The organism is Corynebacterium tuberculostearicum, from assembly GCF_022347235.1.
GTDB classification, from domain to species: Bacteria; Actinomycetota; Actinomycetes; order Mycobacteriales; family Mycobacteriaceae; genus Corynebacterium; species Corynebacterium tuberculostearicum_F.
Genome location: NZ_JAKRDX010000019.1, coordinates 16,987 through 39,173 on the forward strand (window position 1 = coordinate 16,987; position 22,187 = coordinate 39,173).

19 protein-coding genes and 1 pseudogene are annotated in these 22,187 nt (G+C 61.6%); 6 read left to right on the forward strand and 14 right to left on the reverse strand.

Annotated elements, in window-relative coordinates; translation table 11 throughout:
• The first annotated feature begins 20 nt into the window (after positions 1–20).
• Complete coding sequence (locus tag MHK09_RS09805) at positions 21–716, forward strand: heme-binding beta-barrel domain-containing protein (protein WP_005325810.1); 696 nt, start codon at positions 21–23, stop codon at positions 714–716.
• On the opposite strand, the gene MHK09_RS09810 is transcribed toward MHK09_RS09805, so the two are convergent.
• The gene (locus MHK09_RS09810) at positions 713–1,576 is read right to left on the reverse strand and encodes an aminodeoxychorismate lyase (protein ID WP_250413435.1); all 864 of its coding nucleotides are present in this window, start codon (positions 1,574–1,576) and stop codon (positions 713–715) included. The two genes, MHK09_RS09805 and MHK09_RS09810, sit on opposite strands and share 4 nt — an antisense overlap.
• Positions 1,577–1,606: 30 nt before the next feature.
• On the opposite strand from MHK09_RS09810, the gene ygfZ reads away from it, so the two are divergent.
• Together ygfZ and MHK09_RS09820 are read left to right on the forward strand one after the other, a co-directional pair.
• Positions 1,607–2,671, forward strand: coding sequence for a CAF17-like 4Fe-4S cluster assembly/insertion protein YgfZ (gene ygfZ, locus MHK09_RS09815; RefSeq protein ID WP_250413436.1), 1,065 nt, complete (start codon positions 1,607–1,609; stop codon positions 2,669–2,671).
• 140 nt (positions 2,672–2,811) lie between these two features.
• On the forward strand, positions 2,812–3,009 hold the full coding sequence (locus MHK09_RS09820; protein WP_005330028.1) for a DUF3073 domain-containing protein: 198 nt from the start codon (positions 2,812–2,814) through the stop codon (positions 3,007–3,009).
• An 89-nt stretch (positions 3,010–3,098) separates the two neighbouring features.
• Here MHK09_RS09820 and purM read toward each other — a convergent pair whose 3' ends face one another.
• Genes purM through MHK09_RS09835 form a run of 3 tightly spaced genes read right to left on the reverse strand, consistent with a single transcriptional unit; the run spans position 3,099 to position 6,081 of the window.
• Positions 3,099–4,151 carry a phosphoribosylformylglycinamidine cyclo-ligase gene (purM, locus tag MHK09_RS09825; RefSeq protein ID WP_239281240.1) on the reverse strand — a complete coding sequence of 351 codons (1,053 nt, stop codon included), beginning with the start codon at positions 4,149–4,151 and terminating at the stop codon, positions 3,099–3,101.
• Between the two features lie 18 nt (positions 4,152–4,169).
• A complete protein-coding gene (gene purF, locus MHK09_RS09830; protein WP_239278196.1) occupies positions 4,170–5,666 on the reverse strand; it encodes an amidophosphoribosyltransferase in 1,497 nt (498 codons plus the stop codon).
• Positions 5,667–5,676: 10 nt separating this feature from the next.
• Complete coding sequence (locus MHK09_RS09835; protein ID WP_250413437.1) at positions 5,677–6,081, reverse strand: sterol carrier family protein; 405 nt, start codon at positions 6,079–6,081, stop codon at positions 5,677–5,679.
• Positions 6,082–6,114: 33 nt separating this feature from the next.
• On the opposite strand from MHK09_RS09835, the gene MHK09_RS09840 reads away from it, so the two are divergent.
• Both MHK09_RS09840 and MHK09_RS09845 read left to right on the forward strand, forming a co-directional pair.
• A complete protein-coding gene (locus MHK09_RS09840) occupies positions 6,115–7,125 on the forward strand; it encodes an acyl-CoA thioesterase (RefSeq protein ID WP_250413438.1) in 1,011 nt (336 codons plus the stop codon).
• Between the two features lie 136 nt (positions 7,126–7,261).
• Positions 7,262–8,425 carry an asparaginase gene (locus MHK09_RS09845; protein ID WP_250413439.1) on the forward strand — a complete coding sequence of 388 codons (1,164 nt, stop codon included), beginning with the start codon at positions 7,262–7,264 and terminating at the stop codon, positions 8,423–8,425.
• Here MHK09_RS09845 and trhA read toward each other — a convergent pair.
• The 6 genes and pseudogenes from trhA to purS form a co-directional block, all read right to left on the reverse strand.
• Positions 8,422–9,135, reverse strand: coding sequence for a PAQR family membrane homeostasis protein TrhA (gene trhA, locus MHK09_RS09850; RefSeq protein WP_250413445.1), 714 nt, complete (start codon positions 9,133–9,135; stop codon positions 8,422–8,424). The two genes, MHK09_RS09845 and trhA, sit on opposite strands and share 4 nt — an antisense overlap.
• Before the next feature lie 118 nt (positions 9,136–9,253).
• Positions 9,254–9,651, reverse strand: a pseudogene (locus tag MHK09_RS09855) (type ISP restriction/modification enzyme); the annotation flags it as partial.
• A gap of 253 nt (positions 9,652–9,904) precedes the next feature.
• Positions 9,905–11,539 (reverse strand): histidine-type phosphatase, encoded by a 1,635-nt coding sequence (locus MHK09_RS09860; protein WP_250413440.1) that lies wholly within the window; start codon positions 11,537–11,539, stop codon positions 9,905–9,907.
• Between the two features lie 230 nt (positions 11,540–11,769).
• Complete coding sequence (gene purL / locus MHK09_RS09865) at positions 11,770–14,079, reverse strand: phosphoribosylformylglycinamidine synthase subunit PurL (protein WP_250413441.1); 2,310 nt, start codon at positions 14,077–14,079, stop codon at positions 11,770–11,772.
• Between the two features lie 13 nt (positions 14,080–14,092).
• Positions 14,093–14,776 (reverse strand): phosphoribosylformylglycinamidine synthase subunit PurQ, encoded by a 684-nt coding sequence (gene purQ / locus MHK09_RS09870; RefSeq protein ID WP_005325791.1) that lies wholly within the window; start codon positions 14,774–14,776, stop codon positions 14,093–14,095.
• Complete coding sequence (purS, locus tag MHK09_RS09875) at positions 14,777–15,019, reverse strand: phosphoribosylformylglycinamidine synthase subunit PurS (protein WP_150850979.1); 243 nt, start codon at positions 15,017–15,019, stop codon at positions 14,777–14,779.
• Positions 15,020–15,251: 232 nt separating this feature from the next.
• On the opposite strand from purS, the gene MHK09_RS09880 reads away from it, so the two are divergent.
• Complete coding sequence (locus tag MHK09_RS09880; RefSeq protein ID WP_250413442.1) at positions 15,252–18,014, forward strand: ExeM/NucH family extracellular endonuclease; 2,763 nt, start codon at positions 15,252–15,254, stop codon at positions 18,012–18,014.
• 189 nt (positions 18,015–18,203) lie between these two features.
• On the opposite strand, the gene MHK09_RS09885 is transcribed toward MHK09_RS09880, so the two are convergent.
• The 4 genes from MHK09_RS09885 to MHK09_RS09900 form a co-directional block, all read right to left on the reverse strand.
• Positions 18,204–18,887, reverse strand: a complete 684-nt coding sequence (locus tag MHK09_RS09885) for a DUF2334 domain-containing protein (protein WP_005325788.1) — start codon at positions 18,885–18,887, stop codon at positions 18,204–18,206.
• Positions 18,888–18,943: 56 nt separating this feature from the next.
• Positions 18,944–21,067 carry a S9 family peptidase gene (locus tag MHK09_RS09890; RefSeq protein ID WP_250413443.1) on the reverse strand — a complete coding sequence of 708 codons (2,124 nt, stop codon included), beginning with the start codon at positions 21,065–21,067 and terminating at the stop codon, positions 18,944–18,946.
• A 39-nt stretch (positions 21,068–21,106) separates the two neighbouring features.
• The gene (locus tag MHK09_RS09895) at positions 21,107–22,000 is read right to left on the reverse strand and encodes a phosphoribosylaminoimidazolesuccinocarboxamide synthase (protein ID WP_250413444.1); all 894 of its coding nucleotides are present in this window, start codon (positions 21,998–22,000) and stop codon (positions 21,107–21,109) included.
• A 100-nt stretch (positions 22,001–22,100) separates the two neighbouring features.
• A partial coding sequence (locus MHK09_RS09900) for an IS3 family transposase (protein WP_239230518.1) occupies positions 22,101–22,187 on the reverse strand: 87 nt, incomplete at its 5' end.

Consider the following 22,187-nt stretch of genomic DNA (forward strand, 5'->3'; position numbering starts at 1 on the left):
CACGACTAGGCTGGACGCCCATGAGCGAAAATAATAATGAAACCACCCCTGAAAACATCGAGACCACCGCGGCTTCCCACCCGGAAAACGATCCAGGAAAACTCAATGGCAACGATGCCGTGAACCAGGCTGCCGAGCAGTGGAAGGACGCCGCTAGCCGCAATATCCCCGCTCTCGAGCTGGGCGATACCCCGGTACCGGACGATACCGCGAACCTGCGCCAGGGCCCATCGCTGCACGACGGCCTGCTGGGACTACTCCCCCTTGTTGGCGTATGGCAGGGCGAGGGCCAAGCCCACGATACGAAGGGCCAGGAGTACACCTTTGGCCAGCAGCTGGTCATCGCCCACGACGGCGAGAATTACCTGACCTTTAGCTCCCGCACCTGGAAGATCGATACCGAGGGCAAGCCAGAAGGACCGTCTGTGCGCGAGACCGGCTTCTGGCGCATCTCGGAAAAGGATGAAATCGAGGTCACCTACACCTCTTCTACCGGCATCGTGGAAATCTTCTACGGCGAACCCTTCAATGACCGCGCATGGCAGCTGGAATCCGCCTCCACCATGGTCACTGAAACCGGCCCGAAGAACCTAGGCCCAGGCAAGCGCATGTACGGCCTCATGCCCAATAACAACCTGGGCTGGGTAGACGAGCGCATGGTTGATGGCGAGATGCGCCCCTACATGTCCGCGGAGCTCACCCGCATCGCCGGCTAAGCCCCAAGCGCTGCATCAATAAGGTCTCGGATGACGTCCACGTTGTCCGGGGCCTTTAATTTTTTGTCATTGAGCCTAGTTACGCGCGCGGCAACGCGCACCGAGGACACCAGCCACACCGAGTCCGCCTTTTCCAGATACTCCACGGTCAGCGGCTTGGCCTTGCAGCGATAGCCTTTCTCTTTGGCATGGGCGAAGAGCGCCGCTTGCGTGGTGCCGGGCAGGATGCCGCGGCCGGCCGCAGTGCGCAGTTTCTCGCCCTTGACGGCCACCACGGTTGAGGTGGCGCCCTCAAGAATTTCTCCGGTGTCCGGGTCGGTGAGGATGAGATCCTCAAAGCCCTTCTCCCGCGCCATGCGCAGCATCGCCATGGTGGCCGCGTAATTGAGCGTCTTGGCGGGCAATTCCTCCGCCACGTGCCACAGGCGAGGGCTGGTCATGACGGCGACGCCGTGGGCGCGCTGCTCTAGCACCTTGTCCTCGATCGGCTGCACAACAACCCACGCGCTCGGCCGCCCCGTAGAAGCGCGCCCGCGGGTATAGGTCCACGTGCATTTAGCATCGCCTTGCTCGTCCCCGCAGAAGTCCGCGATGGCGAGCCGGGTGGCTTCTTCCCACTTGTCCATGGGTGGCTCTGGCAGGTTCATCGTGCGGGCTGAATCGCAGAAGCGCTGCGCGTGGCGCTGCAGGTTAGCGGCTTTGCCTCCGCGCACGAGCAAGGATTCAAAGATGCCATCGCCGCGGGTGACCGCGGCATCATCTGCGTAGATAAGAGGCAGCGCGGGCATGTGCCTGCGTACCGACCCTCCAAAGGGCTCCACAACGTAGATGACCGGCTCTTTTCGCGGCGAAAACTTCATACTTTTGATTATGCCCTACCATCGGTAGTTGTGAGTTATTCTTCGCCTCTTCTGCAGCGCGCCGGTGCCGCGGAGCACCAGGACGCGACCGTACTCGATGCCCAGGGCGTGGCCTGGCACTATGGCAATCCGCTGGGCGAGCAACGGGCCGCCGATGGCGGCACCATCGTCATTGACCGCTCCCAGCGCCGCGTCATTCGCGTGAGCGGCAAGGACGCCGCCGAGTTTCTAAATAATCTGCTTTCACAGAAGCTTGACGACGCCCCCGTGGGCTTCACCGCCGGCGCCCTCGACCTGGACATCCAAGGCCACATCCTCCACCACATGGATATCGTGCGGACCGACGATGCCTTTCTTATCGACGTCCCCGCGGCGCAATTCGACTCCCTCTTTAAGTTCCTCACCATGATGGTCTTCTGGTCCGAGGTCACCGTAGAGGAAGCCGATATCGCTATCCTCACCCTCCTGGGTGAGGCCGATGTTTCGCTTCCACCCATGGTGGAGTTTTCCCGCCAGGTCCAGTGGCCGGGAATCAAGCGCGTTGACCTTGGTGTTCCGCGGGAATCCTTGGTCGAGGCAACGAAACACCTGGAGGAATCCGGAGCACGACTAGCGGGGCTCATGGCGTTTACCGCCGAGCGCGTGCGCGCCCGCGAGCCGGAGCTGGCAGCGGATCTGGATAATAAGTCCATCCCCCACGAGGTGCCGCAGTGGATCAGCCGCAGCGCCGCTAATCCGGCTCACGTTCACCTCAATAAGGGCTGCTACCGCGGCCAGGAAACAGTGGCGCGCGTAGAAAATCTGGGCCGCTCCCCTCGTCTATTGGTGCAGCTGCACCTCGACGGCTCCGCGCCGCAACGTCCAAATGTGGGCGATGACATTACTTTCAATGGACGTAAGGTAGGCCGCATCGGCACAATTGTGGATGACTGCGATTTCGGCCCCATAGCCCTAGGCCTAGTGAAGCGCTCTGCGCTGGACGCCGGCACCCTAGAAGTGGGCGATACGGCGGCGTCTATCGATCCTTCCTCCATCCCCGAGGATGAGGGCCCCAAGGCTGGGCGCGAGGCGGTAAACCGGCTGCGCGGGCGTTAGATCTCCCACTAGCTAGGGGGCGGTGCGGAATTTTTTCGTCACACAGGCTATTGTGTCTTACAGGAAGATACTCAATAGACAAGTCGATGGGGCGCCCAAGAATCCCTGGCGCGCCCTACTAACCCAAGGGGGTCATGCACATGGGACGCGGACGCGCAAAGGCAAAGCAGACCAAAGTTGCACGCCAGCTCAAGTACAACTCACCCGAGATGGATATCGAGTCCCTGCAACGGGAACTCGCCGCACAGCAAGAGGGTGACTCCCGCGATTATGAAGAGGATGACCCATACGCCGACTACGTCGACGAATGGGATGATGACGACCGCGACGAACGCTAATCTTCCGCTCGCCGCCGGATAACTCAAGGGCCCTAGGAAATCTCCTAGGGCCCTTCCTCACACCCTCCCCCGGCAGGGGCAGGGCCCTGCTAGAAGTTGGGGTGCTCGCCGTGCATGACCACGCGCGGCTCCTCGCCGGAAGCGGAGCGGACGGTGCCCAGCTCCCACGCATCGATGTGGCGTGCGGTAAGCATTGCCAGGGCACGGTCACGGTCTTCGGGATTGACTACGGCAATCATGCCGACACCCATGTTGAAGGTCTTCTCCATTTCTGCCAGCTCCACCTTGCCCACCGAGGAGATGAGTTTGAAGATCTGGCCCGGGGTCCAAGTGGCGCGGTTAATATCGGCCGCTAAACCTTCCGGAATGACGCGCTCGAGGTTGCCGGCCAATCCACCGCCGGTGACATGGCAGAAGGTGGATACGGAGCACTCGCTGGCCAAAGCCAGGCAGTCCTTGGCGTAGATGCGGGTGGGCTCCAGCAGCTCCTCGCCGAGGGGGCGGCCAAGCTCTTCCACGTGGCCGTCGAGAGGCATGCCAGCCTGCTCCAGCAGGACGTGGCGGGCCAGGGAGTAACCATTGGAGTGTAGGCCGGAAGAGCCCATGGCGATGAGTACGTCGCCCTCACGGACCTTGTCTGGGCCAAGTACGCCATCGGCCTCAACGACGCCGACCGCGGTGGCGGAGACATCGTATTCGTTTTCTTCCATCATGCCGGGGTGCTCGGCGGTCTCGCCGCCCAGCAGCGCGGCGCCGGCCTGCACACAGCCCTCGGCGATGCCCTTGACTACCTCGGCCACCTTTTCCGGCACGACCTTTCCCACGGCAATGTAGTCCTGCAGGAAGAGTGGCTCCGCGCCGCAGACAACCAGGTCGTCCACGCACATGGCGACGAGGTCGATGCCGATGGTGTCGTGCTTGTCCATGGCCTGGGCCACGGCCAGCTTGGTGCCGACGCCGTCGGAACCGGCGGCCAAGATGGGCTCCTTGTAATCGCCGAGCTTGAACAGGCCGGCAAAGCCGCCAAGACCGCCCAGAACCTCAGGGCGGGTGGCGCGCTTAGCGTGCGGGGCGAAAAGCTCAACGGCGCGGTCGCCCTCTTCGATGCTGACGCCGGCTGCTGCGTAAGTATTGTCACTCATGGTTTCAGGTGTCCTTTGTTATTCGGTGCCGAGCAGGGTGCGCACGGCGTCTGCATTGGAGTTTCCGGCGGGCAGGCCAAGTGGATACTCACCCGAGAAGCAGGCGGTACACAGCTCGGAACGGGGCTGTTCGGTGGCGGCCACCATCTCCTCGATGGAGACAAAGCCCAGGGAATCGGCGCCGATGGTGTCACAGATTGTGGCGCAGACGGTTTCTGGATCGTCGGAGGGGCTGGCGTTGGCGATCAGCTCGCCCGGGGAGGCGAAGTCGATGCCGTAGAAGCATGGCCACTTCACTGGCGGGGAGGCGATGCGCACGTGTACCTCGGCTGCGCCGGCCTCGCGCAGCATGCGGATGAGCGCGCGCTGGGTATTGCCGCGGACGATGGAATCATCCACCACGACGAGCTTCTTGCCGTTGATGACTTCACGCAGCGGGTTGAGCTTCAAGCGGATGCCCAGCTGGCGCAGGGTTTGGGTGGGCTGGATAAAGGTGCGGCCCACATAAGCGTTCTTGACCAAGCCGTGGGCGAAGGTGATGCCGGATTCGCGGGCATAGCCCACGGCGGCCGGATTGCCGGATTCGGGAACCGGGATGACCAGGTCCGCGCCCTCGGCCGGGTACTCACGGGCCAAGCGGCGGCCGATGTCCACGCGGGAGGCGTTGACGGAACGGCCTTTGATATCGCTATCCGGGCGGGCCAAGTAGACGTACTCGAAGACACAGCCGTGGCGCTTGGCCGGCGCAAAGTTCACGGAACGGATGCCGGCCTCATCGATGGCGACGAGCTCGCCGGGTTCAATCTCGCGGATGAACTGAGCGCCGCAGATATCGAGCGCACAGGTCTCGGAGGCCACCACCCAGCCCTTGGCCAAGCGGCCGAGAACCAGCGGGCGCACGCCGTGCGGGTCGCGCGCGGCGTACATGGTGTGACCATCGGTAAAGGTCAGGCAGAATGCGCCCTTCACGCGCGGGAGCAAGTCACGGGCGGAGTCGAAGACGGAGGTGTCTTCATCCACGCCGTCGGCAAGCAGCATAGACAAGCACATGGAGTCAGAAACAGACTCCTCATGGGGCTTAATCAAGCCGCGCTGCACGGCCTCCTCGCGCAGCTCTAAGTAGTTGACCAGGTTGCCGTTGTGTCCAAGGGCGATGTCTACCCCGGTGGAGGAGGTAGAAAACATCGGCTGGACATTGGACCATTCCTTGCCGCCGGCGGTGGAATAGCGCGTGTGGCCCACCGCTACGTTTCCTTGGAGGGCAGACAGGGTGGACTCATCAAAGATATTGGCCACGAGGCCCATGTCCTTGAAGACGACGATGCGGTCATCATCGCCCACCGCAATGCCGGCAGCCTCCTGGCCACGGTGCTGCAGGGCGAAGAGACCAAAGTAGGTCAGCTTGGAGACTTCCTCCCCGGGAGCCCACACGCCATAGACGCCGCACTCTTCGCGGGGCTCCTGCTCATTCTGATCGTCAAGATTGGTGATACTAGGAGTATGTACTTCTACCACGGCGTTTATATTAGCCTGTCACGCCGCCGGAAACTAACGGAATAAGCGGCAACCACTGCGCAATTTCGCCCGCGCGGGAGCCGGAAGCATCAACGCGACCAGTGCTTACGGCCTCTTCCCAGTCCGCCAATCCGGTGGCGAGGCGCAGCCAGGTTTCCGGGTCGGTCTCCACCACATTGGGTGGGGTGCCGCGGGTATGGCGGGGTCCTTCAATGCATTGCACCGCAACAAATGGGGGTACGCGCAGTTCCACGGAGTGACCCGGCGCGTCGGCCTCGAGGGTGCGGGCGGTGCGACGGACGGCGTCGGCAAGCAGGGCCCTACCAGGCTTATCGTGCTCCGCCGGGGCGGCAATCCAGTCTTTGATGGCCATGATGGCCGCGCGGGTGGCTGCGGGATCGACGGGCTTTTTCATAGCTACATCATAGCTACTGTTATCTTGTTGTTTATGTCACCTACGCCTTCCGTTGCGGAAAACCAGAAATCGCCGGCGCTGACGCTGCGCTTTATGGCATCGCCAACCGACGTCACCATGGCCGGCGCCACCGGCATCAGCGGTGGCCGCGTTCTGGAATGGATTGACAAGGCGGCCTATGCCTGCGCCGTGCAATGGTCCGGCCAGTACTGCGTGACCGCATACGTGGGCCATATCCACTTCACCCGGCCGATCCCTTCCGGGCACATCGTGGAGGTGCGCTCCCGCATCGCCATGACCGGGCGTTCCTCCATGCACATCGTCAACGAGGTACTTTCGGCCGACCCGCGCGAAGGCATTTTTACCCGCGCCTGCGATTGCCTGGTCATCTTCGTAGCCAAGGACCCTGCCACCGGCAAGTCCACCCCGGTGCCGCCCTTCGTTCCGGAGACCGATGAGCAGCGCCGCGTTGAGGAGGCCGCCAAGTCCCGCATTGAGCTGCGCCAGGCCATCGAGGCGGAGATGGAAAAGCAAACCTACGACGGGCCTTCCGACGCCCCGCGCATGGTCAACCGCTTCCTGGCCAAGCCCACCGACGTCAACTGGGGCGGCAAGGTCCACGGCGGCACGGCTATGCAGTGGATCGATGAGGCCGGCGCGGCCTGCACCATGGAGTGGTCTGCCGAGCGCACCGTGGCCGTCTATGCCGGTGGCATCCGCTTCTACCGCCCGATTTCCATCGGTGACCTCATCGAGGTCGATGCCCGCATGATGCGTACCGATACCCGGTCGATGCAGATGTCCATCCACGTCCGCTCCGGCAATCCCCGCGGCGGCCGCGAGCACTTGCAAACCGCCATCCATGCCACCGTGGCCTATATCACCCTCGATCACGATGGCCAACCGCAGGTGGCCCGCCCCTTCCACCCGCACACCGAGGAAGACAAGCGCCTGGCCGAGCACGCCACCCTCCTGCGCGAACTGCGCGCCAAGTACTCGCCAAAACCACTAGTGGTAGCCCCATCGAACCAGCACATCGACTAGCCGCTCTCCCCTCGTTTCGGTGTTAGCAAGTCCATAGTGGCAGCGGACGCCCCGCGCTTCTGCTTTAGATGGACGTATATGCGGCCGACGATTCCCGCCGCCCGCTTTCGCCTCCCACACACAGAAACGAGGGAATATGCACACCTCAACAATGCGTCGCTCGGCCCGTGCCGGCCTGGCCTTAGTAACTTCCGCATTCCTCTTGGCGTCCTGCCAGAATCCGGATAACCGCCCAGCGGAAGAAACTTCGGCCGCGGCGCCCGAGTCTTCCACGCCGCAGAGCGCCGCCAGTTCCACGTCTGCAACCACGGAAGAAACTACCGAAACCTCTGCAGCGGAACACGAGGGTCCACGCGCCACTGCCGAGGGCCACGTGGTGGTCCTTTCTACCGGCGGCACCATTGCAAGCACGCACGATAAGACAGGTGCGGTGGTTCCCACCGTCACCGGCTCCAAGCTGGTGGAGCCTCTTTCCGGCACCTTTGACAAGGACAAGCTCACGTTAGAGGTCAAAGACATTGCCAAGCTGGATTCTTCCGCGATGACCTTGGACGATACTGATACCATCATCGAGGCCGTAGATAAGGAACTACAGCGCGATGATGTCGATGGCGTGGTGGTCACCCACGGCACCGATTCCATGGAAGAGACCGCCATCGCCGTCGATACCTTCCAGGACAGCGATAAGCCGGTAGCCCTTACCGGAGCGATGCGCCCCTTTGATGACCCGGATCCGGATGGTCCGGACAACTTGGCGCTTGCGGTCAAGACCGTAACCGACCCTTCCAACAAGGGCCGCGGTACCTTCATCGCCTTCGCGGATCACGTCATCCCGGCCCGTGGTGCTTTCAAATCCGACACCACCAAAGCCGATGGCTTTGCCAATAACAATGGTAAGAAGCAGCCTAAGCGCCCACCGGCCCTGAAGCATCAGCCGCTGGGCAATACCCGCGTCGATGTCATCGCCGCCTACCCCGGCGCGCCGGCTGATCTCATCCAGCGCTCCTTGGACAGCGGCGCCGAAGGCATCGTGATTGAGGGAATGGGCGCCGGCAATATCGGCGATGAGCTAGCCCAAGCTGCTAAGGCCGCGGCCAAGAAGGTTCCGGTCGTGCTCACCACACGCGTGGATCACGGCCCAGTGGAGGGCATCTACGGCGGCGCCGGTGGCGGTGCCACGCTTGCCGACGCCGGCGTTATCTCCTCTGGCACCCTGCGCGCTCCCCAAGCACGCATGCTGCTAGCCGCCGCAATCAGCACTGACACGGATCCCGCGGAGCTCTTCCCCGACGCCGACTAAGCAGCCCCCTGAACCACGACCATCCACACCGCTACAAGGTGCACCACCGCCGCCGCAATCGTCGCGGTGTGGAAGTGCTCGTGGTAGCCGTAGTAACGCGCGTTGCGCCCTGGCCACTTAAAGCCATAGACCAGCGCGCCTAGCGAGTACACCACGCCGCCGGCAATGAGCAGCCAGACGACGGCCGCGCCAGCCTGCGTCCACAGCGTGGGGAGAAGCGGCAGCACCAGCCAACCCAGCGCTAGGTAGACAACCACGTCCAACCAGCGCGGGTGATTGATCCACACCAGATTCAAAATCGCGCCGAGCATCGCTCCTGCCCAGGCAACGCCTAGCATCCACGCCGCTTGCACCGGCGAAAGCACAATGAGGCACAGCGGCGTATACGTCGCCGCAATAAACACCGAGATGGTCGCGTGGTCCGCTCGCCGCCACCATTGCACGGCACGCGCGCTGGCCCACGGGTAGCGGTGATAGAGCGCCGAAACGCCAAAAAGACCCACCAGGCCCACGCCGTAAACAGTTACGCCAAGCCCCTGCCACCAGTGCAGCGTCATCCATGCATAGGTAATGAGCACGGTGGAGGCAATCACCGACAATAACGCCGCTATTGCATGCCCCCAGCCACGGCTAAGCGGCCTAGCCCCGCGGTCCGCCATCCAATAGGTTCGCTGGACAAGACCCGGCCCCGGCGCGCTATCTGCATGCATCTGTGCCACGAGGTACTTCCCTTCTGCTAGCCGCAACCAACCCCGACAAGAAACTTACGATACCGTAAGTCTACGGGCGTGGCCGGAGGGCTTCAAGGAAAATCGCCTCAAAATGCCGCTAACTTTCCGCAGCCGAGCCTTCCTCTACCAGCCCATCAACAATGCGTACCGTCTCCATCGCCACGCGCGTTACCTTGCCAATTAGGTCCACGATGTAGCGCGGATTGCCCACCTCATCGGCCCAATCATTCGGGTCATTGACAATACCGGACGCCTTGTCTTTTTGACCTGATAGCGGTCAATCAACCACGCCACCGCTGAGCGCGAACCCAAAATGTACTCATCCGCTTCCGCCGGAATGCCAGCGATAGTCACACGCTTGTTGTAAATCAGCTTGGTCACGTCATTGACGTTCTTGCCAGTCTCCGGATCCTTACGCTTGGCCCACTTCATCTTGAGCACGCGCCACGTCTCACGGTCGGACTCATCACCCTTGACCTGTATATCCAGCGGCCACCGCGTTCTTCTCTGCCCACGCGTTGCGCTGCGGACATACTTTAAGGTCGAAATCGAAAGGGCGACACATACTAGGCCCAGCCGAGCACTAAAGGCTGCAATGGCGCTAGACCTAGCGCTGTGGAGATCCTGCTTGCGATTCCACTGAACTACGAAACCATATGGGAGGCCGTACCTTTAAGAAGCCTCCACTAAACGGTGATTCGAGAAGAACTTCCCAGTTTGCCGCCCCCTCAGTAATATCCTGCCGTTACTAAAAGGGAAGTTGGATGCCGAACTTATGTAGCAGACTTTCTATCTGCTGCCGGTTGAAATACACCGTTCCCACTGCAATAGTCAGTACGCTGACGAGGGCACCAACTACCGCCCACATGTTCGGCTGTGAAGAGGCAACGCTACTTCCTGTTTGTGGCTTGTACCCGCTGTCCGCTGTGGAATCGATATGGGCTTGAGAGTGGTCAGAGACAGAACCAAGCGGCAGACAAGCGGACAGCTCATCGATGGTATAAAAGGTCGAGCCCTCACTTATTGGCTCACACCCCTCCTTGAAGGGAATTTCCTTCTCGTTGTACAGCATGCGCACGAGGGTCTCGCCATTGTCATTCTGGAAGGCATCCCACTGGATATTTGCTCCCATCGGGGAGACCTCGTCACCACGCCAATCCGAGTTCTGCCAGGTGTAGAGCTCTCCTGCGGGAATTCCCTTCTCTGAGCCAGGTGTTTTCAGCAATGCGGCGAGCGGAATGATGGTTTCCGCGTGACCAAACCTATATTCCGCAGCTATATCACCACCGGCAGCGCGCTCCTGTACGCCCTCAATCATTTCCTCAAGCAACGGCTCATAATTGTCGTAAGAAACAGTGCGCCCCTCGATAGCCGGCCCCTTCTCATAGAAGTCTTCTACATCCAATAGGTATACAAAGGTAGGCCCGCTCGCATCGTCCATGTACTGATCAAATATCCACCCCTCAGCAGGGGTTTTCTCCTCATGAGCAAGTGCTGGAGCAATGATGTACAGGTTGTAGAACTGCAGCGCGGCGTCCACTATTCCTTCTACTGTCTTGCCATCCTTTTCACGGGCGCTAAAAGAAATGGACCCATCTTTTAGCTCATCGATAAAATCCGAGGTGAAAATCTTGGACAGCAACTCCTGCGATGCTTCTTGGGAGGCCGGCTTGGAATATGCTTCCTGGATCTTTTCCTGTAGCTGCGGTGAGTCTTTCCACGCCGAATATTTTTCGTACGACGGTGACTTCTTATCTTTATGCGCATACATCAGGTCAGTGCGTGGCTCGATGGTGACATGCCCATCGTTGGTTCCGTCCACGAGGTTGTCAGCAAGAGTGGGAGCTTCCTTCAGCCACGCCTCACCGAAACTCCAACCAGAGTCATTAGCGCGGTCCTCACCCGAAGAGATGAATTTCACCTTGGAGTCGTCCCTGTCGATGCTGTGCATAAGCTCGGCATTGCGTTGCGCATTGCGCTGACCAATCCCCCGCAGTTCTTCCCGCCCAACGGCGGTGAGGTTTCCGTATCCGGCGTCTTGTCCGGCGCCCCCGGCCAATTCCTCATTCACGGAAATCATCGCTTCTACCTGCGGAATAAGCTTTTCTCCTAGATGCGTGAGCTCACCACGCTCCTGAGCATACTCCAGCATCTGCTGCGCGAGGTCGTCATACTTAAAGCTAGACAGGCCACGCGAGCCATGCCGGTCCACCGTGGAGGTATAGATCTGTCGGAATCCTGCGGGAGCTTCGGAGTACTCCCGCCCCTGCGGTTCATAGTGCTGTTTTGTGGAGTAATAGGGACCACTCTCGGCGGCGGTGGCTGGCACTGTTACACCAGCACACGCAACGGCAGCAGTAAGAGCGAGAGTACGAATGCGCATTAGACGTTGGCTTCCATGAGTAACGGATATTTTGTAGAGGGACACACCCACGGTAGGCCGTTGACGTTAAGAAAAGGTTGCCTGAAAGGGAAATATTTGAAAAGAACTCGTCCCGACGCTGTTCTTCATAAGGCCGAGCCTTGTCCCTGCTCCTAACGAGCTAAAAAGCCCGGCCGAAGCCGGGCTTTCCGCATTGTCGCATAGTTGCGTTTGTCCAACGCCGGGAGTTTTTACTCCACTACGGAGTTAGCGCCCACAGCGTGGTCAAAGAGGTCCGGCAAGGTGGCGGACCAAGCGGCGACCAGCTGGGAGATAGCGACGGACTCGCCGCCGAGGGTGAGGGCGCCGGTTTCGGTGGTCTCACCAACGATGGCGGCTGGGATGCCCAGCTCGCCGGCGCGGGCGAGGACCTTATCGGCGCGGTCGGCGGTGGTGGCCACGAGCACGCGGGAAGCGGACTCGGAGAAGGCGGCGACGAACTCGTCCTCATGGACCGCGGTGAGGTCCAGGTTGAGGCCGAGGCCGGCGCCGTCGGCAGTCGCACCGGCGCGCTTTGCCATCTCAAAGGCGGTGACGGCAAGGCCACCCTCAGAGATATCGTGTGCGGCGGTGAGCAGATCATTGCCGTGGAAGAACTCCGCCAGGCGCTTCTCGTTGGCCATATCCACCTGCGGCGGCAGACCATTGAGGGAGGAAGCATCGGAAGTATCGGCGCTCACCTGCTGCCAGATGGAGCCGCCGAACTCATCCTTGGTTTCGCCCAGGGCGATGAGCACTTCCTTCTCGCCCACGGTGCCCAGCTCGTTGCCGATGGCCTTGTGTACGTCATCGATAACGCCCAGCACGCCCACCACAGGGGTGGGCAGGATCGGCTCTTCGCCGGTCTGGTTGTAGAAGGAAACGTTGCCGCCGGAGACGGGAATGGAAAGTTCCACGGCGGCGTCGGCAAGCCCATGCACAGACTCACGGAACTGCCACATCACGTCGGGATTCTCCGGGGAGCCGTAGTTCAGGCAGTTGGTGATCGCGACGGGCTTGGCGCCGGTGACGGCGACGTTGCGGTAGGCCTCCGCCAGTGCGAGGCGGGCACCCATGTTCGGATCCAGCTTGGTGTAGCGGCCGGACGCATCGGCAGAAACGGCCACGCCGCGGCCGGTCTCCTCATCGATGCGCAGGACGCCGGCGTCCGCATGGTGGGACTGCACGGTATTGCCGCGCACGTAGCGGTCGTACTGGTTCATGATGAAATCGCGCGAGCACAGCGCCGGGGAGGACACGAGCTTCTGCAGGGACTCAACCAGGCCACGCTTGTCGGTGCCCTGATACTTCTGCAACTCGTCCTGCCACTCCGGGCGGGCATACGGGCGGTCATACTCCGGAGCCTCGTCCGCAATGGTGCCGGCCGGGGCATCCACGACGACCTCGCCCTGGTGGCGGATGACCAGGTGATTACCCTCGGTGACCTCGCCGATCTCGGCACAGGTGACGTCCCAGTGCTCGCAGATTTCGCGGAACTTCGCCACGTTCTCCGGAGCCACAACGGCGCACATGCGCTCCTGGGACTCGGAGGCGAGGATCTCGGCCGCGGTCATATTCTGCGCGCGCAGCGGCACATTATCGAGGTTGACCTCCATGCCGCCATCGCCGGAGGCAGCCAGCTCGGAGGTGGCGCAGGCCAGGCCCGCGCCGCCCAAGTCCTGAATGCCTACGACCACGCCGGCGTGATAGAGGTCTAGGCAGCACTCGATGAGGACCTTCTCCGCGAAGGGGTCGCCCACCTGCACGGCCGGCAGCTTGCGCTCGGCACCGTCCTCGAAAGTATCGGAAGCCAGCACGGACACACCGCCGATGCCATCTAGACCGGTGCGGGAGCCGAAGAGCATGACCTTGTTGCCCTTGCCGGACGCAAAGGCCAGCTTCAGGTCATCGACCTTGAGGGTACCCACACACAGGGCGTTGACCAGAGGGTTACCGGCATAGGTCTCATCAAAGACGGTCTCGCCGCCAATATTGGGCAGGCCCAGGGAGTTGCCGTAGCCACCAATACCGGAAACAACGCCGGGCAGGACGCGCTTGGTATCGGGGGCGTCGGCAGGCCCAAAGCGCAGCTGGTCCATCACGGCAATCGGGCGAGCGCCCATGGCCATAATGTCGCGGACGATGCCGCCCACGCCGGTGGCCGCACCCTGGTAAGGCTCCACGTAGGAGGGGTGGTTGTGGGACTCCACGCGGAAGGTCACCGCGTTGCCGTCTCCGATATCCACCACGCCAGCGTTCTCACCAATGCCGGCGAGGATCTTCTCCCCCATCTCCTCGGTCATGGTCTCGCCAAAGTAACGCAGGTGCGTCTTGGACGACTTATAGGAGCAGTGCTCGGACCACATGACGGAGTACATGGTCAGCTCCGCATCGGTGGGGCGGCGGCCCAGGATGTCATGGATGCGCTGGTACTCGTCATCCTTGAGGCCGAGTTCCGCGTAGGGCTGCTGCTCGTCCGGGGTGGACTGCGCCTTTTCTACGGTGTCATTATGAACGGTCATGAAAATGGCCTCCTTAAACCGCCGGCGCCTGGGCGACGGCCTTGATGGCGGATACGAAAAGTCCCAGTCCGTCGGTGGATGGGCCGGTTAGCGTGTCAATGGCGTGCTCAGGGTGCGGCATGAGGCCCACGATGCGGCCGGACTCATCGCTCACACCGGCAATGCCGTTGACGGAACCGTTGTAATTATCGGTATAGCGGAAGACCACGCGGCCCTCGCCCTCGATGCGGGCGATGTCATCATCGCCGGCCTGGAAGCGGCCCTCGCCGTGCTTGGCCGGCACCAGGATCTTCTGGCCCTGCTCAAACTCGCTAGTCCACGCGGTGGTGGAATTGGCCACCTCGAGGTAGGTATCGGTGCAGTGGAAGTGCAGGCCCTTATTGCGGGTCAGCGCGCCTGGCAGCAGGCCCGCCTCGGTAAGGATCTGGAAGCCATTGCAGATGCCGAGCACCGGCATGCCCTGCTTCGCACGATCAATAACGGACTGCATCACCGGCGCGAGCGCGGAAATCGCGCCCGAGCGCAGGTAGTCACCATAAGAAAAACCGCCCGGCACTACTACCGCATCCACGCCGTGCAGATCGGTATCTGCGTGCCAGAGGCTTTTGACCTCTGCGCCGGCGGTGCGGGCAGCGCGAGCGGCATCCACATCATCCAGGGTTCCGGGGAAAGTGATTACTCCGATTGTGGCGGTCACTTACTTGACCTCCAGCCCAACAACCTCGTAGTCCTCGATGACGGTATTGGCCAGCAGCGTGGCGGCTACCTTCTCCAAGTCCTCTGCGGTAACGGAGTCATCGACCTCGAGCTCGAAGCGCTTTCCCTGGCGCACATCGCTGACACCGGATACCCCGATGCGACCCAGCGCGCGGACGACGGCTTGACCCTGCGGATCCAGAATCTCCGCCTTGGGCATGACATTGACAACTACACGAGCCATGAAATATTTGCCTTACTGTATGGGGCTTTGGTCTGCGCGGCTTAGTTTAGTTGGCACCCCCGCCTTTTACCTAGACTCACCCCCGCAGTGTGGGTTTCACCCCGGTTGGGCAAACTCTACGTGAACCTCAAACGACGCTCTGGCAAACTTCGGCGTGCTTTCCAACCTGGCCCGGCGCGGCGCTCTACTAATAAATAACGCACACTGTCGCTCTCTTTTTAAGGTTGATTCTATGTCTTCTCGCCGCCTGGGCGCGCTGGCACTTGCCACCGCCTTGTCTTCTGCCGCCCTTGCCGTTCCTACCGCCACGGCCGCCACCGATGGCTCCGCCGCAGTCATCTCCGAGGTCTACGGGGGAGGCGGCAATAAGGGCGCTGCCTTCACCCATGACTTCATCGAGCTCTATAACCCCACCGATGCCCCGATTGACCTGACCGGCTACACCGTGGAGTACTTCTCCGCCTCCGGCAATACCGGTGGCAAGGTGAAGCTTTCCGGCACGATCGCGCCGCACGGCTACTTCCTGGTGCAGGGCGCGGCCGGCAATGGCGCGGGCGAGGCCCTGCCTGCCCCAGACGCCGAGGGCAACCTCAACATGTCCGGTTCCAAGGGCTCCGTGCAGCTTGCCGACGCCACCGGTACCCCCATCGATGCCATCGGCTACGGCGCCGCTTCCCTCAAGGAAGGCACCGCCGCCGCGGGCCTGTCCAATGCCAAGTCCGCCTCCCGCGACACCGAGGGCACCGATAGCGATGACAACGCCGCCGATTTCACCAGCGGCGCCCCTACCCCGACCAACTCCGGTAACGAGGCCCCCGCCCCGCAGCCTGAGAATCCGGCCGAGCCCGCGCAGCCTGCCCCCGAGGGCATAACCGCCATCGCGGATATCCAGGGCACCGGCGCCGAATCCCCGCTCAAGGACCAGACCGTGGCCACCGAGGGCGTCGTCACCGGCGTGTGGACCGAAGGCGGCCTTAATGGCTTCACCATCCAGACTGGTGGCACCGGCGCCGAGTCCACCGACGCCTCCCAGGCCATCTTTGTCTACATGGGCGATAAGCCGGCCGACCAGTACCCAGCCCTGGAAGATTCCGTTGAGGTCACCGGCAAGGTCTCCGAATTCTATGGCTCCACCCAGCTCACCGCCTCCACGGTCACGCAGCTCGATACCCCGCTGGAGAAGGTCACCCCGCTCAAGGTAGACCAGCTTCCCGATGGCAACGAGGCCCGCGAGCCCTTCGAGCACATGCTCATCCAGCCCGGCGAACACACCGTAACGAATAACTATTCGCTCAACCAGTACGGCGAGGTCGGCCTCGCCCCCGGCAAGGAAGCCTTCCGCCAGCCTTCCGATGTCTTCTCCCCCTCCACCGATCCCAACTCCGATATCCAGAAGCTCACCAAGGACAACGCCGAAAAGCTGGTCACCTTGGATGACGGCCGCACCCGCGACTATCTCAAGACCGACCAGAATACCCCGCTGCCGTACATCGCCCAGGATGATGCCCAGACCATCAAGTCCCTGCGTACCACCGATACCGTCTCTTTCCAGCACCCGGTCATCGTGGGCTTTTCTCATGAGCAGTGGCGCTTCCAGCCCACCACCCCGGTTACCGGCAACACCGCGGGCGCAGACCTGCCCATCTCTTGGGAGAACTCCCGCGAGGCTGAGCTGCACGCCATCGATGACGTCAAGGGCGAGTACACCATTGGCGCCTTCAACGTGCTGAACTACTTCACCTCCCTGGGCGAGGAATTCGGCGGCAGCGCCTACACCGACCGCGAGGGCAATAAGGTCACCGTCAACCGCGGCAAGACCCGCGGCGCCTATACCCAATCTGCACTAGAAGACCAGGAGCGCAAGATTGTCGCCGCCATCAACGGCCTCGATGCCGATGTCATCGGCCTTTCCGAAATCGAAGATGGCTACGCTGTCACCGGTGACTTTGCCCAGCGCGATAAGGCCCTCAAGCACCTGACGGAAAAGCTCAACGAGGCCGCAGGCTCCGATAAGTGGGCCTTCGTTCCTTCCCCTTCTAAGGACGCCGTACCGGATTCCCCGGATGTCATCCGCACCGCGTTTATCTACCACAAAGATGTGGTCAAGCCTATCGGCGAGTCCCGCATCTTCCAAGATGATCGCTTCACCGGCACCGCCCGCGAGCCTCTCGCCCAGGAATTCCAACCGCTAAAGGAGGGCGAGGAGTCCTTCGTTGCCGTAGCCAACCATTTCAAATCCAAGGGCTCGGTGGCCAAGGGCGATGCCGATTCCGGCGATGGCCAGGGCAATAACCCGAACGTGCGCAACGCGCAGGCACAGGCCGTCCTCGATGCCCTCCACAAGCAGGAAGACTGGAAGGACAAGCCGCTTTTCGCCCTGGGTGATTTCAATACCTATACCCACGAGACCGCGCTCGACGTCTTCCGCAACGATGGCTTTACCGTGCCCGCCGAAAAGTATGGTGCCGATCCCTCCTACCAGTTCTCCGGCCTGCTTGGCACCTTGGATCACGTGCTGGCCAATAAGGTTGCCACCGGCACGCTTGACGACGCCCAAGTGTGGAACATCAATGCCGACGAACCCGTCGCCTTCGAGTATTCCCGCCGCAATTACAACATCGTCGACTTCTACGATGACTCCCCATTCCGCGCCTCCGACCACGACCCGGTCAAGGTCGGCTTCACCCTCGGCGCGGACGACTCCGCCGGCCAGCCGGATGATCCTGCGGACAAGCCTTCCGATGAGCCAGGTAAGCCAGAGGACAAGCCCTCCGAGAATCCTTCTGAGAAGCCGGATAAGCCTGCCTCCGGCTCTAGCTCCAGCACCAGCTCCGTCGGTGCAGGCATCGCCGCCGCCATCGCGGCCATCGCTGGCCTCGTCGCCATCCCTGGTTTCCTCGCCGTGACCGGCAACCTCCAGAAGGCCATCCCGGCCCCCATCTGGGTCATGCTGCCAAAGGAAGTGAAGAACTTCATCACTAGCCTGCAGCGCTAACCTCCCACAAACGCAAACCCCGCTCGCTTTTGGATAAATCCCAAGCGGCGGGGTCTTAATTTTTGTGATTTCAACGATTTCGTCCATATAAACCACCACAACCGTCGACGGAAATGGGCGTTTATATGGACGAAAATCGCGAAGCTGCACTTATTGCTCCGCGGAGCCTCTGGTGAGGGAATGCGCGGACTATTTCGGAAGGTAAGCGCCGTAATCGGCAGGGGTCGCGCCGGCGTTGATGGCCCGGTCGGCGGCTTTGACGAAGTCATTAATAACTTTGCGGTCATCCAAGTTGCGGCCGGAAACCGAAAGGCGGACGGTGTTGCCACGCTGGGCGGAGCGCTCAGCAGCGCGAATAATGTTCTTGCGCCACCACTTGGCGGAACCAAAGCCCTCACCAAAAGAAAGGTTGCGGGCCTGGTGGAACTTACCGGAATTGATCTGGAGAATGCCGCGGGTGGAGGCGGCTACCTCAAACTTGAACTGCGGCAAGACCTGCAAGGTGCCGGGCGACATGCGCCAGCGAGGGGGCGCGAAGATGGTGGGCTCGAAGCCGATCTTGGCCATCTGGCGGGTGGCTCCGGCAAGGCGCAGCTTCGCCTCGTGAGAATCGAGGTTAGCGAATTCCGCGCGGCGGCCCTGCACCGAACGATCGAAACCGTTCAGGATAAGAACGCGGCCGGCATCGGCTTGGTCTTGCAGCCACTTCTTGGTGTCTTTGTCTTTGGCGAGGTGCCAGTTGCCGTCGATATGCGGGGCAATCAGCAGGGAAACAGGAATCTCCTCCCGATCAAGGATCGAGAGGAGCCGGCTAGCCTGCTTCCGTGTGTCATCAAAGATGCTGGAGATAGATACCAGAAGGTGGCCATTCATAAGGAAAATTATCGCACAGGAATTTAGGATTCGCGCGTTGGCCCCCTATCCGGGTTTTACTTCTCCAAGCCGGTGGCCTTGTTGATGGTCCACGCGTACTCGAAGGCATTCTGGCGCCACTTTTCATAGCGACCGGACACGCCGCCATGGCCCGCGGCCATTTCGGTTTTGAGCAAGAACTCGCCGCCGGTGGCCGTCGTTCGCAGCTGGGCGATCCACTTGGCCGGCTCAACATAGAGCACGCGGGTGTCATTGAGCGAGGTAATAGCCAGGATGTCCGGATAGTCCTTGGCCTCGATATTCTCGTACGGCGAGTAGGACTTCATGTAGTCATAGACCTCAGGATCGTGGTACGGGTCGCCCCATTCCTCCCACTCAGGCACGGTAAGCGGCAGTTCCGGCATGAGGATCGAGGTCAGAGGATCCACGAACGGAACAACGGCTTGGATGGCGGTGAAGCGGTCAGGGGCCATATTGGCGATAGCGCCCATGAGCATTCCGCCGGCCGAACCGCCCTCGGCCACCATTTGGTCTGCGGTGGTCACGCCGCGAGCGATGAGGTCATCGGCGACGTCGATGAAGTCGGTAAAGGTGTTCTTTTTCTTGAGCATTTTGCCGTCGTCATACCAGGTACGCCCCATCTCGCCGCCGCCGCGCACGTGGGCGACCGCAAAAATCATGCCGCGGTCCATCAGGGACAGGCGGGTAACGGAGAAGGCGGGATCCACGCTGACCTCGTAGGAGCCATAGCCGTAGAGCAGAGTCGGATTCGGCTGGGTGCGGTCAAGATCGGCGCGATGGACAATGGAGACGGGGATGTCAGTGCCGTCGGCAGCCGTGGTCCACAAGCGGTAGGCCACATAATCATCTGGGTTATAGCCACCGGGAACCTCCTGCTCCTTGAGTAGAGTAAATTCGCCGGTATCCACGCGGTAATCAAAGAGCTGGGAGGGCTGGGTGAAAGACACGTAGCTCACGCGCAGCACCGGTGCGTCCCACTCGGGGTTGCCGGATACGGACACGGTGAAGAGTTCTTCGTTGAAGTTGAGCTCCTCGAATTCGCTAAAGCCGTCGTTCACGCGCATGATTGCGGCGCGGCCGATGCCGCCGCGGCGGTAGCCCACCACAATCTGATCGCGGTAGGTGTCCACGCCCTCGATGCGGGTGGTCTCCTCGTGCGGCAAGAGCGCCAGCAGCTCGCGTAGGGCGGGCAGCTCATCCTTGGCCTTGGTATAGCCGACCTCGAAGTTGGGGCCGGTGGCGTTGTGGGTGACGATCCAGTAATCCTCGCCCTTGACGACGGCGTGGTCGACGTCGTAGTCCACGCCGGATTCGCGCTCCCACAGCAGGCGGAATTCACCCTCGGGGTTGTCTTCTTCGAGGACCCACACCTCAGAAGTCACCTTGGAGCTCACGCCAAGGAAGAGGAACTTATCGGAGCGAGCGCTGCCTATGCCGACGTTGAAGTGTTCGTCTTCTTCCTTGAACACCTGCACGTCTTCGGACTGCGCGGTGCCGACCTTGTGGCGCCAGATGGCGTCGGGGCGCCATGCCTCGTCGACGGTCGTGTAAAAGATATAGCCGTCGCCGGCCCAGGTGGCGCCGTAGAAGATGCCCTTGAGGTGGTCGTCGAGAAGCGCGCCGCTTTCCAAGTCCTTAATGTAGAGCTCGAAGCGCTCGTCGCCGGCGAAGTCCACGGAATAGGCCAGGTAGCGGCCGGAATCAGAGATGGAGGCGGCGCCGAGGGCAAAGAAGTCCTTGCCCTCCGCCAGCGCGTTGGCGTCAAGGATAATCTCCTCGCCTGCCGGGGTGCCTTCCTCTGGGATAACCGGGGCGGTCCATGGGTCAGCCCCCTCCTCTACCGGGAGGCGGCAGGAGTAGCCGTAGCTCTTGCCCTCCTCAGTGCGGCCGTAGTACCAGTAATCGCCGCGGCGAGAAGGCACGGACATATCGGTTTGCTTGATGCGGGACTTAATCTCCTGGAAGATATTCTCCGTCATCTCATCCAAGTGCGCGGTCTTCGCCTTGGTGTAATCATTTTCTGCGTTGAGGTAATCCAGGGTTTCCTGGGATTCCTTATCGCGCAGCCACTCGTAGTTATCCACGAACTCGCGTCCGTGGAAGGAACGGGTCACGGGGTGAACGGCGGCCACGGGGGCGGAAAGATTCTCGTTGCTCATGCCGCCCCACTGTACGCGTGGCGCCCCAAAGCGCGAGAGCTAGGCCTCGGGCGAGAGGAAGTCCGCAAAGCGCTCACCGGAAAGCCGCTCATAGGCCTCGATGTAGCGCAGGCGGGTGGCGGAAACGACGTCGTCGGGAAGCTGGGGCGGGGTGCCGTCAGCGGCTTGGTCCCACCCGGAGGCGTCGGAAGTCAGCCAATTGCGCACGTATTGCTTGTCGAAGGATGGCTGGACCTCGCCCTCCACGTAGGAATCGGCCGGCCAGTAGCGGGAGGAATCTGGGGTAAGGACCTCATCGGCCAGCACGAGGGTGCCGTCTTGGTCTAGGCCGAACTCAAACTTGGTATCGGCGAGGATAATGCCCTTCTCCTCCGCGAGCGCGGCGGCCTCGGAGTAGATGCGGAGGGTGGCCGCGCGCAGCTCTTCGGCGCGCTCTGCGCCCAGCTTGTCCACCACGTAGTCGAAGGAGACGTTCTCATCGTGCTCGCCCTGTTCTGCTTTGGTGGCCGGGGTGAAGATGGGCTCGGGCAGGCGGGAAGCCTCGACCAGGCCCTCCGGCAGCTCGATACCGCACACGGTGCCGTTGGCCTTGTACTCCTTCAGGCCGGAACCGGTGAGGAAGCCGCGGGCCACGCACTCGAAGGGCAGCATATCCAGCTTCTTGACCACCATCGCGCGGCCGAGGCACTCGGCGGGGATGCGCTCATCATCGAGCGGGCCGGCCAGGTGGTTGGGGAAATCGATGGAGTCGAAGAAGAACTTCGAGGTTGCGGTCAGCACGCGGCCCTTGTCCGGGATGGCCGGTTCGAGGGCATGGTCGTAGGCCGAGATGCGGTCCGAGACCACCATCAACAGGGTGTTCTCATCTACATCGTAGATATCGCGGACCTTGCCGGAGGCAAGATGGGCATAAGAAGAAAGCTCAGGTCGCATGGCCTTCATTCTAGCGCCCAGGGGTAGCGAGCACGTTTCGATCAAATAAGCCCCGAAAACCGCGTGTGAACTGGCCCCCGAAAGTTGGACTGGTTTAATTCTAGGCGGTTAGGGCTTCAAGGGTCTGATTTCGATATTGCATCGGGGTCAGGCCCTTGAGTCGTTGTTGGATGCGTTCGGTGTTGTA